Annotated in this window: 16 protein-coding genes and 1 pseudogene; 6 read left to right on the top strand and 11 right to left on the bottom strand. The window is 64.6% G+C overall.

Going from position 1 to position 14,857, the window contains the following annotated elements:
* Nucleotides 1-3: 3 nt before the first annotated feature.
* The 3 genes from QQS14_RS02950 to QQS14_RS02940 all read right to left on the bottom strand — a co-directional run bounded on the left by QQS14_RS02950 (nucleotide 4) and on the right by QQS14_RS02940 (nucleotide 2,393).
* A complete protein-coding gene (locus QQS14_RS02950) occupies nucleotides 4-327 on the bottom strand; it encodes a hypothetical protein (protein WP_285905409.1) in 324 nt (107 codons plus the stop codon).
* A gap of 222 nt (nucleotides 328-549) precedes the next feature.
* The gene (locus tag QQS14_RS02945; RefSeq protein ID WP_285905408.1) at nucleotides 550-2,124 is read right to left on the bottom strand and encodes a sodium/solute symporter; all 1,575 of its coding nucleotides are present in this window, start codon (nucleotides 2,122-2,124) and stop codon (nucleotides 550-552) included.
* Nucleotides 2,125-2,126: 2 nt separating this feature from the next.
* Nucleotides 2,127-2,393: a sodium/substrate symporter small subunit gene (locus tag QQS14_RS02940; protein WP_285905407.1), complete on the bottom strand. Its 267-nt coding sequence runs from the start codon at nucleotides 2,391-2,393 to the stop codon at nucleotides 2,127-2,129.
* A 186-nt stretch (nucleotides 2,394-2,579) separates the two neighbouring features.
* Between QQS14_RS02940 and QQS14_RS02935 the strand changes: the two genes are divergently transcribed.
* The 4 genes from QQS14_RS02935 to QQS14_RS02920 all read left to right on the top strand — a co-directional run bounded on the left by QQS14_RS02935 (nucleotide 2,580) and on the right by QQS14_RS02920 (nucleotide 6,396).
* Nucleotides 2,580-3,656 (top strand): putative nucleotidyltransferase substrate binding domain-containing protein, encoded by a 1,077-nt coding sequence (locus tag QQS14_RS02935; protein WP_285905406.1) that lies wholly within the window; start codon nucleotides 2,580-2,582, stop codon nucleotides 3,654-3,656.
* A 111-nt stretch (nucleotides 3,657-3,767) separates the two neighbouring features.
* Complete coding sequence (locus tag QQS14_RS02930; RefSeq protein WP_285905405.1) at nucleotides 3,768-5,357, top strand: glycosyltransferase family 9 protein; 1,590 nt, start codon at nucleotides 3,768-3,770, stop codon at nucleotides 5,355-5,357.
* Between the two features lie 77 nt (nucleotides 5,358-5,434).
* Nucleotides 5,435-6,037 carry a DUF8043 domain-containing protein gene (locus tag QQS14_RS02925; RefSeq protein WP_285905404.1) on the top strand — a complete coding sequence of 201 codons (603 nt, stop codon included), beginning with the start codon at nucleotides 5,435-5,437 and terminating at the stop codon, nucleotides 6,035-6,037.
* A 2-nt stretch (nucleotides 6,038-6,039) separates the two neighbouring features.
* Nucleotides 6,040-6,396, top strand: a complete 357-nt coding sequence (locus QQS14_RS02920; protein WP_285905403.1) for a hypothetical protein — start codon at nucleotides 6,040-6,042, stop codon at nucleotides 6,394-6,396.
* A 67-nt stretch (nucleotides 6,397-6,463) separates the two neighbouring features.
* On the opposite strand, the gene QQS14_RS02915 is transcribed toward QQS14_RS02920, so the two are convergent.
* Together QQS14_RS02915 and mltC are read right to left on the bottom strand one after the other, a co-directional pair.
* A complete protein-coding gene (locus QQS14_RS02915) occupies nucleotides 6,464-7,381 on the bottom strand; it encodes a hypothetical protein (protein WP_285905402.1) in 918 nt (305 codons plus the stop codon).
* 13 nt (nucleotides 7,382-7,394) lie between these two features.
* Nucleotides 7,395-8,564 carry a membrane-bound lytic murein transglycosylase MltC gene (gene mltC / locus QQS14_RS02910; protein ID WP_285905401.1) on the bottom strand — a complete coding sequence of 390 codons (1,170 nt, stop codon included), beginning with the start codon at nucleotides 8,562-8,564 and terminating at the stop codon, nucleotides 7,395-7,397.
* A 171-nt stretch (nucleotides 8,565-8,735) separates the two neighbouring features.
* Here mltC and QQS14_RS02905 point away from each other — a divergent pair, with 171 nt between their 5' ends.
* Entirely contained in the window at nucleotides 8,736-9,044 is a 309-nt protein-coding gene (locus QQS14_RS02905) for an Hpt domain-containing protein (protein WP_285905400.1), read from the top strand.
* A gap of 8 nt (nucleotides 9,045-9,052) precedes the next feature.
* On the opposite strand, the gene QQS14_RS02900 is transcribed toward QQS14_RS02905, so the two are convergent.
* From QQS14_RS02900 to QQS14_RS02875, 6 genes are all read right to left on the bottom strand, one after another.
* Nucleotides 9,053-9,844: a 2-amino-3,7-dideoxy-D-threo-hept-6-ulosonate synthase gene (locus tag QQS14_RS02900; RefSeq protein ID WP_285905399.1), complete on the bottom strand. Its 792-nt coding sequence runs from the start codon at nucleotides 9,842-9,844 to the stop codon at nucleotides 9,053-9,055.
* 234 nt (nucleotides 9,845-10,078) lie between these two features.
* A complete protein-coding gene (locus tag QQS14_RS02895; RefSeq protein ID WP_285905398.1) occupies nucleotides 10,079-10,459 on the bottom strand; it encodes a Rid family detoxifying hydrolase in 381 nt (126 codons plus the stop codon).
* A gap of 26 nt (nucleotides 10,460-10,485) precedes the next feature.
* Nucleotides 10,486-11,451 (bottom strand): hypothetical protein, encoded by a 966-nt coding sequence (locus QQS14_RS02890; RefSeq protein ID WP_285905397.1) that lies wholly within the window; start codon nucleotides 11,449-11,451, stop codon nucleotides 10,486-10,488.
* A 100-nt stretch (nucleotides 11,452-11,551) separates the two neighbouring features.
* Nucleotides 11,552-13,738, bottom strand: a complete 2,187-nt coding sequence (gene feoB / locus QQS14_RS02885) for a ferrous iron transport protein B (RefSeq protein ID WP_285905396.1) — start codon at nucleotides 13,736-13,738, stop codon at nucleotides 11,552-11,554.
* 4 nt (nucleotides 13,739-13,742) lie between these two features.
* Nucleotides 13,743-13,985 (bottom strand): FeoA family protein, encoded by a 243-nt coding sequence (locus tag QQS14_RS02880; protein ID WP_285905395.1) that lies wholly within the window; start codon nucleotides 13,983-13,985, stop codon nucleotides 13,743-13,745.
* 53 nt (nucleotides 13,986-14,038) lie between these two features.
* Nucleotides 14,039-14,218, bottom strand: a complete 180-nt coding sequence (locus QQS14_RS02875) for a FeoB-associated Cys-rich membrane protein (RefSeq protein WP_285905394.1) — start codon at nucleotides 14,216-14,218, stop codon at nucleotides 14,039-14,041.
* Between the two features lie 228 nt (nucleotides 14,219-14,446).
* On the opposite strand from QQS14_RS02875, the pseudogene QQS14_RS02870 reads away from it, so the two are divergent.
* Nucleotides 14,447-14,857 (top strand): annotated as a pseudogene (locus QQS14_RS02870) (PilZ domain-containing protein); the annotation flags it as partial.

The raw sequence follows: 14,857 nt of genomic DNA, 5'->3' as shown, positions 1-14,857 counted from the left end.
CGATCAGCCCAGGTTCAGTCCGCCGCCCGCGCCCGAGAGGTCGAGCCCGCCGCTGGACAGGGAGATGTTGGTGGCGGCCTCGATGTATTTGGTCTTCAGTTCCTCGGGGCAGTATTTGTACTCGAACAGCACGTGATCCATGGAGATCGTGCCGTGCATCTCCTGGTCAAAGGGGTAGCCGAAGGGCAGGAGCACCATCTGGGTTCCCTGCTGGGTGGGCATGGCCTGGATGGTCGCGGGCTCCTCTATGGTCCTGGCTTCGGTATTGAATTTGCCGATGACCATGTCACCGCTGACGAGTTTGACCAGCCTGATGTCGTAGCTCATGGATGCGTCTCCTTGGTGTTGTGGGTCGGTCTCTTAAGTATGTATGGCGGGACGCAGTGTCAAGGAGCCAGTTCCCCGGGCCGGTTTACAAGGTTGCGGCAGGCCTGTGACAGGGGCCGGAAAATCGGGCGGGGGCGCGTCGCTTGTGCGACGGCCCCCGCCCCGGTCGCGTCCTTGTCCATCCCGACAAGGACGCGGCCTATGGTATGGAGGTGAGGAGGATTACGCCTGTTCGGGGCCGTGGAGGATGGCCATGACCTCCTTGGTGTCATGGGGCAGGGCGGCTTCGCCCTTGGCGGCCACTTCCATCTTCGAGGCCACATAGATGGCGATGAAGCTCAAGATCATGACGAATCCGCCCGGGTTGGTGAACTGGAGGAAGCTCGGGAGCATCTCCTTGCCCAGGATCATGGCAAATGAGCCGATGATGCCGACCACAAGTCCTGCGCAGGCACCGTTCTTGGTCATCCTCGGCCACCACACGCCCATGACCAGCACCGGGAAGAAGGTGGAGGCCGCGATGGCAAAGGCCAGGCCCACGAGGATGGCTATCTGCATGTTCTCGGCCCACAAGCCCAGCGGGATGCCCAGCAGGCCGACGAAGACCGAGGCCACGCGGGCCACCTTGACGCGGGTGATTTCAGGCATGTTGGGGTTGAAGACATTGACCACCAGATCGTGGCCGATGGCCCCGGCACAGGCGATGATCAGTCCGGCCACGGTGGAGAGGATGGCCGCAAAGGCTCCGGCCACCACGATACCCAGCAGGATCTGGCCGCCGAAGTATGATCCGGCCACGGGCACGGCCAGGTTCTGGCCGTTTTCGGCCAGCCAGGTCATCTGGTGCTGGCTGACGCCAAGGACGTCGCCCTGCAGGTAGATGTAGCGGATGACGTGACCCACATAGGGGCTCAAGATGTAGAACATGCCGATGAGCAGCAGCACGTAGATGACCGTGCGGCGGGCGGCCTTGCCGTCGGGCGCGGTATAGAAGCGTACCAGGATGTGAGGCAGTCCGGCCGTGCCGAACATGAGCGCCAGGAGCAGGGAGAGGGTGTCCTTGAGGCTGGTCAGCCAGAAGGCGGGAGCGGTGTAGGCCGCGCCGTCGAACATCTTGCCCGTCTCGGGCTCAGGCCCCTTGAAGTTGGCGAGGAACTGCACCACGTCGGTGTAGGTGTAGCCCTTGAGGACAAAGGGGATGAAGGCGAGCAGGAACATGGCGCCGAAGAGAATCCAGAACTGGACCAGCTGGTTGACCGTGGTCCCCTTCATGCCGCCCACGGTGACGTAGACGGTGATGATCAGGGCGATGACGATGATGGCCGTGTCGTACTCCATGCCCAGCAGCAGCCCCATGACCTTGCCCGCGCCGAGCATCTGCGGGGCCATGTAGAAGAGGGAGACAAAGAGCACGCCGATGACGCCGAGTATGCGCGCCGTTTTGGAATGGAAGCGCTCGGACACGAAGTCGGGCACGGTGTAGCGGCCGAACTTGCGCAGCGGGCTGGCCAGGAACAGGAGCAGCGCGATGTAGCCCACGAAGAACCCGAGGGCGTAGATGATGCCGTCAAAACCGAAGAGGAAGGCGACACCGGCCACACCCAGGAACGAGGCGGCCGAGAGATAGTCGGACGAGATGGCCGAGGCGTTGATGAACGAATTGACCTTGCGCCCGGCCAGATAGTAGTCGGCCGAGGTTTTCTGTTTTCGGAACATCACGGTGGTGACCACCGTGAAGGCCAGCATCAGCCCTATGAGGACCAGGGCGGTGACGGGTATTTGGTATCCGGCTTCCATGATCAGTCTCCCTGCGCGATGGTTTCTATTTCGTCTTCAATGGCGTTTGCCTTGCCCACGTACCAGATGAACAGCGCCCAGGTGATGGGATAGACGGCCACGGCCACCAGCCAGTAGTGCAGGGGGAAGTCGAGGATGTTCACGCTGGTCACGGTCTCCTTCGCCAGGTAGACGAGCAGGAAGATGCCGATGACAAAGGCGAAGTACGGAATGCCGATGCCAAGCGCGAAGTTGAGTTGCCGTTTTCTGATTCTTTCGATTCGATCCATGGTGTGCCCCCTTTTGGTTAGCAGGTTTGCCGTTGGGTCCTTTTTAAAGTAGGAATGATGCACGGTGCATGGCATTTCAGGTAAACGGTCAAACTCGCCCGGTCGCGGGTTCGGGGTCGGCCGCCCCTGCGGTTAACGGGTCCATTTGACCGGTAAACGGTCGCCAGGGCGGCCACGGAGCACGATTTGAGCGACGAATCAAGGCACTCCGGCTTTCCCGGGCCGCAAACCGAGGCCGTTTTCGGCGCGCCCGCCGGGCTTGATCGCGAACTGCTCAGAATGGCCCGCGACGGCAAGCTGGCCGGGCTGCGCAGCACGCGGCGCGACCTGGTGCAGGATTGGCTCGACACGGGGCTCTCCGCCGAGCAGACCTGCAAGCGTCTCTCGGCCTACAACCGCTCGGTGATCCAGGCCGTGCTGGAGGCGCACGCCCTGGACGCCCCCTGGCTGCGCCAATGCACCTTCCTCGAATTCGGCTCGGGCGGGCGCGACGAGCAGGTCATCGGCTCGGATCAGGACAACGGGATGATCCTGGCCGCTGGCATCGACCCGGACGAGCTTGAGGACGTGGCCCAGTCCATCGTGGTGGCCCTGGACGGCGCGGGCATCCCCCTGTGTGACGGCGGGGTCATGATCTCAAACGAGCAGTGGCGCGGCTCCTTTGACGACTGGCTGTCCCGGCTCACGGGATGGCTCTCCAATCCGGCCGAGAAGGGGGCCTGGCAGTCGGGCCTGATCCTCGATTTCCGGGGGCTCTTTGGCTCTCCCGAGGACGCGGACAGGCTGCGCGAGCGGCTGTGGGAATACGTGCGCACCAAGCCCATCGCCCTGTCCCTGCTCATCGGCGAACTGACGGACTACCGGCTGCCCCTGACCTTTTTCGGCGCCTTCATCACCGAGCGCTCCGGGCCGTGGCAGGGGCATATCAATATTAAGAACAGCGTCCTGGCCCACCTGACCAACAGTGCCCGCATCCTGACCCTCAAGTACAACCTCGGCCCCAGCAACACCTGTGACCGCATCCGAACCATGGCCGGGGCCGGTCACGTCTCCCGTGGTCACGGCGAGCGGCTCCTTGACGCCTGGGAATACCTCCAGCGCAAGCGTCTCGAGATCGGCCTGGCCTGCGATGCCGAGGACATCCGGCCGCACAGCCACGTCAATCCCGCCGATCTGGACTCGGAGGAACGCGCCCGGCTCAAGGGGGCCATCCAGGCCACCGAGAAGCTGGTGCGCCTCGTCCAGGCCGGGGCCGGGCTGTGAGGCCGGGGCGGGGAGCGGCGTGAAAGGGGGACGGCGTCATATTTGCATCGGTCCCGGGCGGTGGCGATTTCGTGACGCCTGATCCATCCGAAGACCCGCAAGGACGCTTTAGTGAATGTGCTGATCATCAACCTGACCCGGTTCGGCGACCTCATCCAGACCCAGCCCGTGATCTCGGGCCATCGGGCCTTGGGGCATCGTGTGGGGCTGGTCTGCCTGGAGAACTTCGCCTCGGCGGCCAGCCTGCTTGACGGCGTGGACCGGATATTTCCCCTGCCGGGTGCGGGCCTGCTGGCCCGGCTCGACCAGGACTGGCGGCTGGCCGTGCGCGACATGGCCGCCTTTGCCGCCGACATTCCGGCATCCTTTCCGGCGGATGTGGTCATCAATCTGACGCCGTCCGTGTCCTCGCGGCTGCTCACCCGCGCCCTGGCCCCGGCCGGTGCCCGGGTGGCAGGGTTCGGCCTCGACCAGTTCGGCTTCAATGCAGACACCTCGTCCTGGGCCGCATTCCTCCAGATGGCCGGGGCCAATCGCGGGGCCAGCCCCTTCAACATCTGCGACATCTTCCGGCGCGTGGCCGGGCTGCGGGGCGAGGGCAACACCCTGGTCCTGGCGCAGCCCGACCGGGCGGCCCTGGACCGTGCCGACGCCCTTCTGGCCGGGGATTATGGTACTGGACAGGATGCCGGGCATGGGGCTGGAGATGGGGGAGGGCGGGGAGGCTTTCTGGCCCTGCAACCGGGCGCGAGCGAGGAGCGCCGCCGCTGGCCCGTTGAGCATTTCGTGGCTCTGGCCCGGCAGGCCCGGGAGCGACACGGCCTAGTGCCCGTGCTCCTCGGCAGCGCGGGCGAGGCCGCCCTTGGCCAGCGGTTCCGCGCCGCCTACGGGCATGGTTGCGTCGATCTCATGGGCCGCACCTCCCTGACCGGACTGGCCGGGGTGCTATCGCGCTGCCACGCCCTGGTGACCAACGACACCGGCACCATGCATCTGGCCGCCGGGATCGGCGTGCCCCTGGTGGCCGTGTTCCTGGCCACGGCCCAGCCCTGGGACACCGGGCCGTACCGGCCGGGAACCATCTGCCTTGAGCCGGACATGCCGTGCCATCCCTGCGGGTTCGGCACCACCTGTCCCCACGACAACGCCTGCCGCCGGGCCGTGACGCCCGAGGCCATGTTCGCGGCCCTGGACCGGCTCATGACCGGCCGGGACAGCGGCTTCTCTCCCGGCGCGCGCGTCTGGCTGACCCGGACCGGGGACCAGGGGTTCTTCGATCTCGTCTCCCTCTCGGGCCACGGGGAGTCTGATCGCGCCCTGTGGATCGCCCTGCAACGGGCCAACTACCTGCCCTTCCTCGACGACGGTCCGCTTCCCGGCGTCACCGGAATCGGTCGCTCCCTGGGCCCGGGCATGGCGGCTGAGCTGTCCAAAATTTTGACGAGCGGGGCGGACCTGCTTTTCCTGCTCTCCAGGCAGGGCATGGTCCTGGCCGACAACCCCAGGCCCCAGGCCAAAGCCAAGTTTCTCGCCTCCTGGCAACGGCTGCAAAGCGTGCTGGCCGCGGACAAATATCTCAACATACTGGGATTGCTTTGGATGTTCGAGTCGCAGCAATGCGGCGAGGACCTTGCCTCCCTGCTGAGGCTCATTGAGCGCTACCGCGCCCTGTTCGCTTCCCTGTCCGCAGAGTTCGCATAGTCGGCATGGATATTGAATGGTCCAGCCGAACCGACTTCTGCGGAAAAAAGTATCATCCCATTCGAGGAGGAACAGACATGATAGTCATTGACGGCAAGCCTTACGACATCGGCAGCACGAATTTCCAGAACCTGGAGCAGGTCTTCACCAAGGTGGTCGAGGATGGTCGACTGGAAGACCGCATCGTCACCGACGTGATGATCAACGACGAGCATTTCACGGAGATATATCCCCACCAGTCCGAGGACATCGACATGGCCGACGTCAAGTCCGTGGAGATCGTGACCATGTCCACCGACGAGATGGCCGTGGAGGTCACCCTTGAGCTCTACAAGGTGGTCAATCTCATGTCCGAGGGCGGCAAGCGGGTGGCCCAGCTCTTCCGGCAGGCCGACGACGCCGAGGCCCTGGAAACCTACCAGGACCTGCTTGAGGTGATCAGGAATTTTCTGCGCACCATTGGCGTCCTGCGCGACGAATACTCGCTCAAGGACAATGTCGAGTACACCAAGGCGGCCGAGGAACTCAACGAACTGTTCACCGAGATGAGTTCCGTGCTCGAAAACGAGGACTGGATTCTGCTGGCCGACCTTCTCGACTACGAATTTTTGCCCGCGGTGGAGAAATGGAAAAAAGTCATCAAGCTGATCCGCGACGACATCAGGGCCGCCCGGAGGTAGACATGACCGTCAGACACCGGATGATCGACGAGGCGCTGTCCATCGGCCGCCGCGAGCTGGGCTTTCTGGTGGCGGGTGACGTGTTCGAGGCCGAGAAGCTCTCGCGCGACCGCGGGCGCATTCTCGATCAGGCCATCGAGGACCTTGACCGCCACCACCTGGAGATGCTTGCCGACAAGCTGGTGGAGATGAAATCCCTCCAGGACGAGATCACGGGCGAGGCCAGACGGCTGCACTCGTCCCTCAAGAGCGATCTGGCAGACATGAAGCAGCAGAACCGCCGGATGGCCGGATACAGCTTTGGCGCGGGCAACGTGTCCCGGCTCGCCCGCGACCGCTTTGTCAGCAAAAAGAGCTGAGTTCCTTCTTATGTGGATGCGAGGAGCCCCGGCCGGATGCGGTCGGGGCTCTTTTCGCGCGCGGCGATCAATCGAAGCGGTTCCATCTGAGTCCGCCCCGGGCCAGGGGCTCGGCCGCGCCGTCGAAGCCGATGCCCATGCGGGTGAAGCCGGGGCGGCCCGATTCCATGGTGCGGACCGTGCCGCTGTACCAGTAGGGCTTGAAGGTCTTTTCGCGGAAGTTGAACATGAACAGGTTGATGGTCACGGCCGAGCCCACGGCGCAGGTCTCGGGGATGACCCGGTTCTGCACGCTCAGGCCCAGGCCGCCGCTTGAGATGTTGAGCACGGCGTTGGCCGACTGCTCCGCCCCCTCGGGTGAGAGGGAGTTGACCTCGATGTGGGGCACCGCGTCCTCAAAGGACGTGTCCGAGGCATAGGGGCTTTCCACCCACAGCTTGACCCGGATGAACTGTTGGTCGGCCACGCGCTTGCGCGAGTGTCTGCGGCGCGCAACCATGGCATAGCCGCGCGGCGCGGAGAGGACGATGCGGTCCGTCCTGCGGCCCGATTTGTCCGACTCCACGAGCCGGGCGGTGAAGGCGTTGACCCTGCCGCCCTCTGCCTTGACCGGGGCGAAGACGCAGGTGACGTCCTCACCCTCGGCGGCCTTGATGGTGTCCAGGCGCTCGATGATCTCGCAGGTGAGCTTGCCCGAGGCGGCGGCTGTGATGACGAAGCGTACGGCCACCGAGTCGTCGCGGCCCAGCAGGTCGATGGCCGCGCCCTGCTGCTGGAGGGTGCGGGCGATGTTGACCCGTTTGGCCTTGCCGCCCCTACCCCCTGTCAGCATGCGCAGGGCGGCCAGGAGCAGGACCAGGGCGGTCAGGCCGAGCAGCGCGCCCGCGCCCAGGCGGATCGCTTCGGGCGTCAGCCCGGGCAGTTGGTCGGCCAATAGCCCTGACAGTGAGTCCCCAAGGCGGGTGATGGTGTCGTGGATATTCATTGATGATGGCTTGTTAGAAGTTGACGAAGTGTCGTCTGGCGTCCACGACCTTGCCCAGGTAGCGCCGGGTCTCGGCGTGGGGCAGGCTGGTGCGCAGGGTGTCGTAGACCGCGCCCGGGTGCATGCCGTTGATGCGTTGCGCCGCCTTGGCCCGGTCGCTGTGGAAGGTCCTAAGCACCGCGCCCGCGCCGCCGTTGTAGCCAGCTATGACGCAGTATTCGCGCGACACCGGGTCGGCCACGTCCGAGAGGTAGCGGGTGTCGAGGATGTGCAGGTAGGCGGTGCCGTAGGTGATGTTGGTGGGCGGCTCAAAGAGCGCGTCGCGGCCAGGCTGGCCGTCGCGGCCGTTGAGCAGGCGGTAGACATCGCTCCCGGCCGTGGCCGCAACCACCTGCATCAGCCCCAGGGCATTGGCGTGGCTGACGGCAAAGGGATTGAAGTCCGACTCCACCTTCATGATGGCGTAGATCAGGCTGCGGCTTACGGCGAAGCGGGCTGCCGCAGCTTCCACCAACTCGCGATACTTGCGGGCGCGCACGTCCAGGTGGTCTGGAATCATGCGGAAGGTCACGGCGCGCACGGTCTTGCCGTTGATGGCCCGGGTGGTCACGCCCGAGGCCATGAGATGGTCGGCAAACCGCTCCGCCCGCCACGCCCAGCGGATGTCATGGCCTTCGTGGTCCTTGACCTCGCCATAGAGAAAGGGTGTCTCGCCGAGCCTGACCGGGTTGGATGAATACAGGTCCACGGCGCGCGGATCGGCCGGGGTGAGCAGGGTAGTGATGATGGCGGTGCGCAGGCTGTCCATGGGCCGCTCCTGGTCGAGGGTCTCGACCACGACGATCCCCTTGTCAAAGTCCACGCTGGCCCGCGAGAGGTAGTTGTGGGTGTACTTGACGTATTCCTTGGGGGTGGGCACCCGGGTGTCCTTTTTGCCCCACACGGACTCCACGGCCTTGATGAAGTCCTCCACAATCTTCGCCATCTGCTTGAGGTCGGCGGCCAGAGCCGCCGGATTGACGGCATAGGCCTGCGCCTTGCTCCTGGCCAGGGACTCGGCCGCCGCGGCCGGGCTGCCCGTGGCCGCGGCCCGCGCCACCCTGACCGCGTCGTGACGCGAGCAGGAGCCGAGCAGGGCGACCAGGGTGATCAGGGCGAGCAGGGCCAAAGCGCGGTGTTTCATGCCGTGGGCCATATCCTCAAGGCTTGACAGGGTTCGTGCCAGGGGTGAATGTCAAGGAAACCTTAGGGACATTTCCCAGCAAGTTCAAGTCGGTGCAACTTTCGGCACGAGGGTGTCGCCTCGGCCCAATTCCAACAATACGACCGCATCAAAACGACCGGACAGGAAGGCATGATCGAGACGCCCATCATCGAGCGCATAGACGCGGACCTGGAAGAACTCATGGAGCGGTTCTTCGCCGGCTCGCATCGGGAGGTGGAAGCCATGCGGGCCGCCCTGGCCGAGGGCGACTTCACCGCCCTGGCCCGCCTTGGCCACACGGCCAAGGGCACGGGCTACGGCTATGGCTTCCGTGGCATGGGCCACATCGGCCTGGCCCTTGAAAGCGCCGCCCTGGCCAAAGACCACGCCGAGTCCATCTCCCAGGTCGAGCGCATGGCCCGCTACCTCGCCACGGTGCGTGTGGAATACATCCGCTGATTTTCCTCCTACAACAGGGCCATGGCCGAGTCCACATCCCAGTCCTCGTGGACGACCTTGTGCAGGGCGGCCACGATCTTGGCCGGGTTTTCGTGCTGGAAGATGTTGCGGCCCACCGAGAGGCCGGCCCCGCCCGCGCGGATGGAGTCGTGGACCATCTGGACGAGGTCGCGCTCGCTTTCGAGCTTGGGGCCGCCCGCGATGACCACCGGGACGCAACAGCCGTCCACCACTCGGGAGAAGGATTCGATGTCGCCGGTGTAGTTGACCTTGACGATGTCCGCGCCCAGCTCCACGCCCACCCGGGCGCAGTGGGCGACCACGCTGGGGTCGTACTCGTCGGTGATCTTGGGGCCGCGCGCGTACATCATGGCCAGCACCGGCATCCCCCATTCATTGGCCTCGGAGCAGAGTCTGCCGAGGTCGGCCAGCATCTGCGGCTCGGCCTCGTCGCCCAGGTTGACGTGGACCGACACCGCGTCCGCGCCGAGCTTGATGGCGTCGGTGACCGTGCCCACGATGGTCTTGGCGTTGGGAAAGGGCGAGAGCGATGTGGAGGCCGAGAGGTGGATGATCAGGCCGATGTCCTTGCCGCCAGCCCGGTGCGAGCAGCGGGGAATGCCCTTGTGCATGAGCATGGCGTTGGCCCCGCCCTCGGCCACGAGGTTGACGGTTTCGCGCAGGTCCACCAGCCCGTAGATGGGGCCGACGGTCACGCCGTGGTCCAGCGGCACCACGATGGTGCGGCCGTTGTTGCGGTTCATGATCCGTTCCATGCGAATGGCTTTTCCCAGGTGCATGACGCTCTCCTTTGGGGTTTTTGGTCGCTGGCGCGGCCTGAAAAGAAAGAGGCCGCGGACTTTGCCCGCGGCCTCTTTGGTTGCTGATACTTCTCGTCAGACGTTAGCGCACACCAAGACCGCAGGCGTTCCTGTAAAAAAAGCTAAAGAAAAAGAAACGGGCGGTGGTGCGTGTCATGGGTTCCTGCTTATCGGACCATGGTTGGCGGTGTCAAGGGGAGTTTCGGTGTCGGGCTACTTGGCCAGGGCGATGCACTTGAACTCCACCAGCCCGTCAAGGGGCAGCCCGGCCACCTGGATGGCCGCCCGGGCTGGCTTGTGATCGCCGAAGTATTGCGCATAGATGGCATTGAGGTCCGCGAAGCGGGCCATGTCCATGATGAAGACGTCCACGGCCAGCACGCGGCTTAGGGAGGAGCCGCCCGCTTCGAGGATGGCCTTGAGATTGTCCAGGGCCTGACGGGTCTGGGCCTCGAATCCCTCGGCCAGCCCCTGGCCCGGGATGATGCCCAGCTGGCCGGAGACGAAGAGCATGTCCCCGGTGCGGGTTGCCTGCGAGTAGGGGCCCACGGCGGCCGGAGCCTTGTCCGTGTGAATGGTGGCGATGTCGGTCATGGTGTCTCCCGGCTGGCTCCGGGCGGTCATTTGCCGACCCAGAGGTAGTTGTTTTGAACGTGCGGGGGCAGTCGGCGCACGATCTGGACGATGCCTGCCACGGCCACCACGGCGAAGATCAGCCGCCCCCAGAAGATGCCCGAGATGTGGCCGCCGATGAGGGCCAGAAGCAGGGTATCCTCGATCAGCGAGTGGCACAAGCCCATCAGGGTCAGGGAATAGAAGACATCCTCCTTGCCCACGCTGCCCTTGCGCGCCTCGCTGATGATCAGGCCGCCGCCGTAGGACAGGCCCATGGTCAGGCCGATGACCGTGATGGCCGAGGCCTTGGGGCCGATGCCGATGAGCTTGAGCAGCGGGCGCAGCAGCCTGTTCATCATCTCGACGATGCGCAGCGCCGTGAGCAGGCGCATCATCACCAGCAACACCAGGATGACCACGAAGATGGAGGCGAGGTTGATGGACTGGTCCACGGCCCAGGTGGCCAGCGTGGGATCGGCGGCCTGCTGGTCCACCCGGAAGAGTACGGTGGCCGGTTCCTGTAGGGTGCCTGTGGCGGTGTAAATGGTGTTGAGCAGCCAGCCCAGGGTGAAGGCCCCTACCAGCCGCACCGCGCACTGGAAGAGGAAGCGCGCCCCGGAGCGTCTGGCGATGGCGCTTTCCATGGGCAGGGCGTGGGCCACCAGGATGAGCACGGCCAGCACCGTGGCCTGGGCCGTGGTCAGGGGATGGTCCGCCGCCAGGGAGAGGAAGACGATGAGGCCCGCATAGGTCGTGTTGACGATGGCCGTGGCCCAGACCAGCCCCATCTCGGCGGGCAGCCCCACCAGTCCCATGAGCGGCTTGAGAGGCCACGCCAGATAGCCGATCAGTTCCAGTTCCTGGAGGATCTTGACCACGATGATCACCGGGATCATGACCTTGAACATCTCCCAACTGGCGCGGGTTGCGTCCTTGAGCAGGGATTTCAGGTGAGCGATAAGGGCGGGCATGAATCTCCTTGGTGTTTGCGGGCGCACGATAGGGGATTTGTTTCCAAATGAAAAGGGGAGCCCCGAAGGACTCCCTTTTTTGTGTGTGATGCCGGATGGGTCAGAGCACGAGCCGAGCGATGTTGTATCCGGCCACGGCCATGACATAGGCCAGGGCGGTGGAGCCGATGACGCTGGAGGTGGCCCAGGTCCAGCTAGACTCGCGGGCCATGGCCACCACGGTGACGAAGCAGGGGGCGTAGAGCATGGTGAAGAGGATCAGGGCCACGGCCGAGGCCGGGGTGAACATGGGGTCGTTCACCAGCTTCTGGGCCAGGGTGTCGGTGTCCTCGGGGTCCACCTCGCCCAGCGAATAGGCGGTGCCCAGCGTGGAGACGATGACTTCCTTGGCTGCGAATCCGCCGGTCAGGGCGATGTTGGTCCGCCAGTCGAACCCGGCCAGCAGGGACACGGGCTCCAGCGCCTTGCCGATGCGTCCGGCCACGGTGTGGTGGATGGCCGCCTCGGCCTCGGCGTTGTCGATGTCGGCCAGCTGCTCTTCAAGGGCGGCCATGGCGTCCTCGTCCTCGTTTTCGTCCAGGGTCTCAAGCTGGGCGACGATGGGCGCGCGCTGCGCCTCGAAGACCTCGGCGCGCTCCTCGGGCATCTGGGGGAAGGTCATCATGGCCCAGATGAGGATGGAGATGCCAAGGATGATGGTGCCCGCCTTCTTGGCGTATTCCCAGGTGCGTTCCCAGGTGTGGATGAGCACGCCGCGCAGGGTGGGCATGCGGTAGGGCGGCAGCTCCATGACAAAAGGCGTGGAATCGCCCCGGATGACGGTGGAGCGCAGGACGCGCGCCACGATCAGGGCCATGGCCCACGCGCCCAGAGTGATCATGAGCATGACCGTGGCCGCGTTCTCCGGGAAGAAGGCGGCGGAAAGCATCAGAAAGACCGGCACCTTGGCCCCGCAGGTCATGTAGGGGGCGACAAAGATGGTGGCCAGCTTCTCCTTGGGGCTTCTGAGGGTGCGGGTGGCCATGACCCCGGGCACGGCGCAGCCGCCCGCGATGCCGCCCGAGACGATGAAGGGCAGCACCGAGGTGCCGTGCAGGCCGAATATCTTGAAGACCCGGTCGAGCATGTAGGCCATGCGCGCGATGTAGCCCGAGTCCTCCAGGGCGGAGATCATCAGGAACATGAACATGATCAGCGGTACGAAGCCGAGGACGCCGCCCACGCCGTCGATGATGCCCGAGACGAGCAGCGAGCGCAGATGGCCATCGGGCATGGCCTCGGTGACCGTGTCCCCGAGCCAGCCGAAGAAGGATTCGAGCCAGCCCATGGGCACCTCGCCCACGGTGAAGGTGATCTCGTAGATGACATAGACGATGCCGAGCATGATCAGCGGGCCGAGCAGGGTGTGGGTGAGCACCTTGTCCATGGCGTCCGAGCGGCTGACGCGGTCCTGGTCGAGGACGGGATAGGTGACCACGTCCTTGATCATGCCCGCGATGAATCCGTAGCGGTAGTCGGCGATGAGCGCGTCGGGCCGGGCGTTGAGGGTCTTTCTGGTATGCATCTCCACCGCGTCGGCCATGGCTTCGAGCCTGGCGGAGAAGTCGGCGTTGACCGCGCGGCCTCTGGCGATGACATCCTCGTCGCGCTCCAGGTACTTGATGCCGGTCCAGCGCGAGGGCACCTTGTCCGTCAGGAAGGATTCGGCCTCGATGAGGGCCTGCATTTCGACCAGCACCGGGTCCAGGTCCGGGCCGTAGGAGATGGTCAGCGGTTTCCACTCGCCGCGCTGCTCCCGGGCCAGTTCGAGGGAGGTGCGCAGCAGTTCGTCCGCGCCCTTGCCCTCCCTGGCCACAGTCTCCACCACCTTGCAGCCGCTCAGGACGGCCAGCTTGTCGCTGTCGATGTGCTTGCCGCTCTGACGGACCTCGTCCATCATGTTCAGGCCCAGCACCAGCGGCACGCCAAGCTCCATGATCTGCACGGCGAGGTAGAGGTTGCGCTCCAGCGCGTCGGCGTTCATCACGTCGATGACCACCTGGGGCCGGTCCTCCACCAGGAAGTTGCGGGCGACCAGTTCCTCCTGGGTGTAGGCGGTCAGCGAGTAGGTGCCGGGCAGGTCCACCAGTTCGATGGTGTCCTCCCCGGCCTTGATCATTCCGACCTTTTTCTCGACCGTGACGCCGGGCCAGTTGGCCACATGCTGTCGCGCCCCGGTCAGGGCGTTGAACATGGTCGTCTTGCCGCAGTTGGGGTTGCCCGCGATGCCGAGGGTGTACTTGGCCATAATTCTAGTCCTCAAGGGCGGCCACGGTGATGTGGTCCGCCTCGCTGTTGCGCAGGGTGAGGGTGAAATCCTTGAGCCTGAGGGCCACGGGGTCCTTGAGCGGGGCCTTGCCGATGACCTTGCACTCCGTGCCGGGGATGAGACCCAGGTCGCGGATGCGTCTGCCGAGTTCCCCCTCGGCGGACACGGTCACGATCTTCAGCATCTGGTTGACCTGGGCATTGCGCAGGCAAAAACCTGTTTTCATGATGAATGTTCCTCGTGTATTATAATGAAATTCAATTTCAGCAGGCGGCAATGTCACTTGCCGTCGCAGCCGGAACCGTCCGGTCCCTTGTCCGCGCTCGGGCAGGAGCCTGCGCCGGAGCAGCCAGAGCAGCCGCAGGACGGCGTCTTGGACGAGAATTGAATGAAAATTCGGCGTCCGACATAGACGGCGGCCACCACAACGATGGCACCGACGATCAGGGTGTCGAGCATGGCTTCCCTCGCTTTGAAAAATCCCGTTTGGACAGACAAGGGATAAATAGTGATATTGAGAATCGGTGTCAAGAGGTGTCTCGCAGGTCGGGCAAAAAAAACAGAGTGCGGTCGGGGTACGCCCTGTGGGTGGCGTGGCGTCCGTTGCACTTTCCTTGTCAATGGCCGCCAATTGGCTTATACCCGGCATCTCTTACTTGGGACACATGTTCAAGGAGACCTTCGCTTTTGAAGACCAGGCTGCTGTTGATTGCCGAGGATGGCCCGGCCCGGGCCGCGTACCTTGAAACCTTGCGCCAACTCGATGTCGAGGTGGACTGCGTGTCTTCGCCCGACGGCATCGGCGGGGCGGTCATCGAGGTGCCCTACAGCGGCCTGCTCATCGATGTGCCGACCATGATCCGGTGCGAGTGCACGGACAAGAACCGCGTCAACCGCATCGTGGAGCGGTTTCCTTCGTTGCGCCTGATGTATGACCCGGGTTTCGGCGGCATTCGCGGCCTTGCCAGGGGCGGCACCATGCGCGACAATCGCGATCTGGCCGAGTTTGTCCTGAGCGAATGCGTGCCGTTTCCGCCGCGCTCCATCCGGGTGGCGATCCGGCAGGCACTGGTGTTCAACGTGCTGCTGGGGGGCGAC

Origin of the sequence: Pseudodesulfovibrio pelocollis (genome assembly GCF_030282845.1) — a bacterium.
Taxonomy (GTDB): Bacteria; Desulfobacterota; Desulfovibrionia; order Desulfovibrionales; family Desulfovibrionaceae; genus Pseudodesulfovibrio; species Pseudodesulfovibrio pelocollis.
This window is presented reverse-complemented; position numbering and strand designations above follow the sequence as displayed.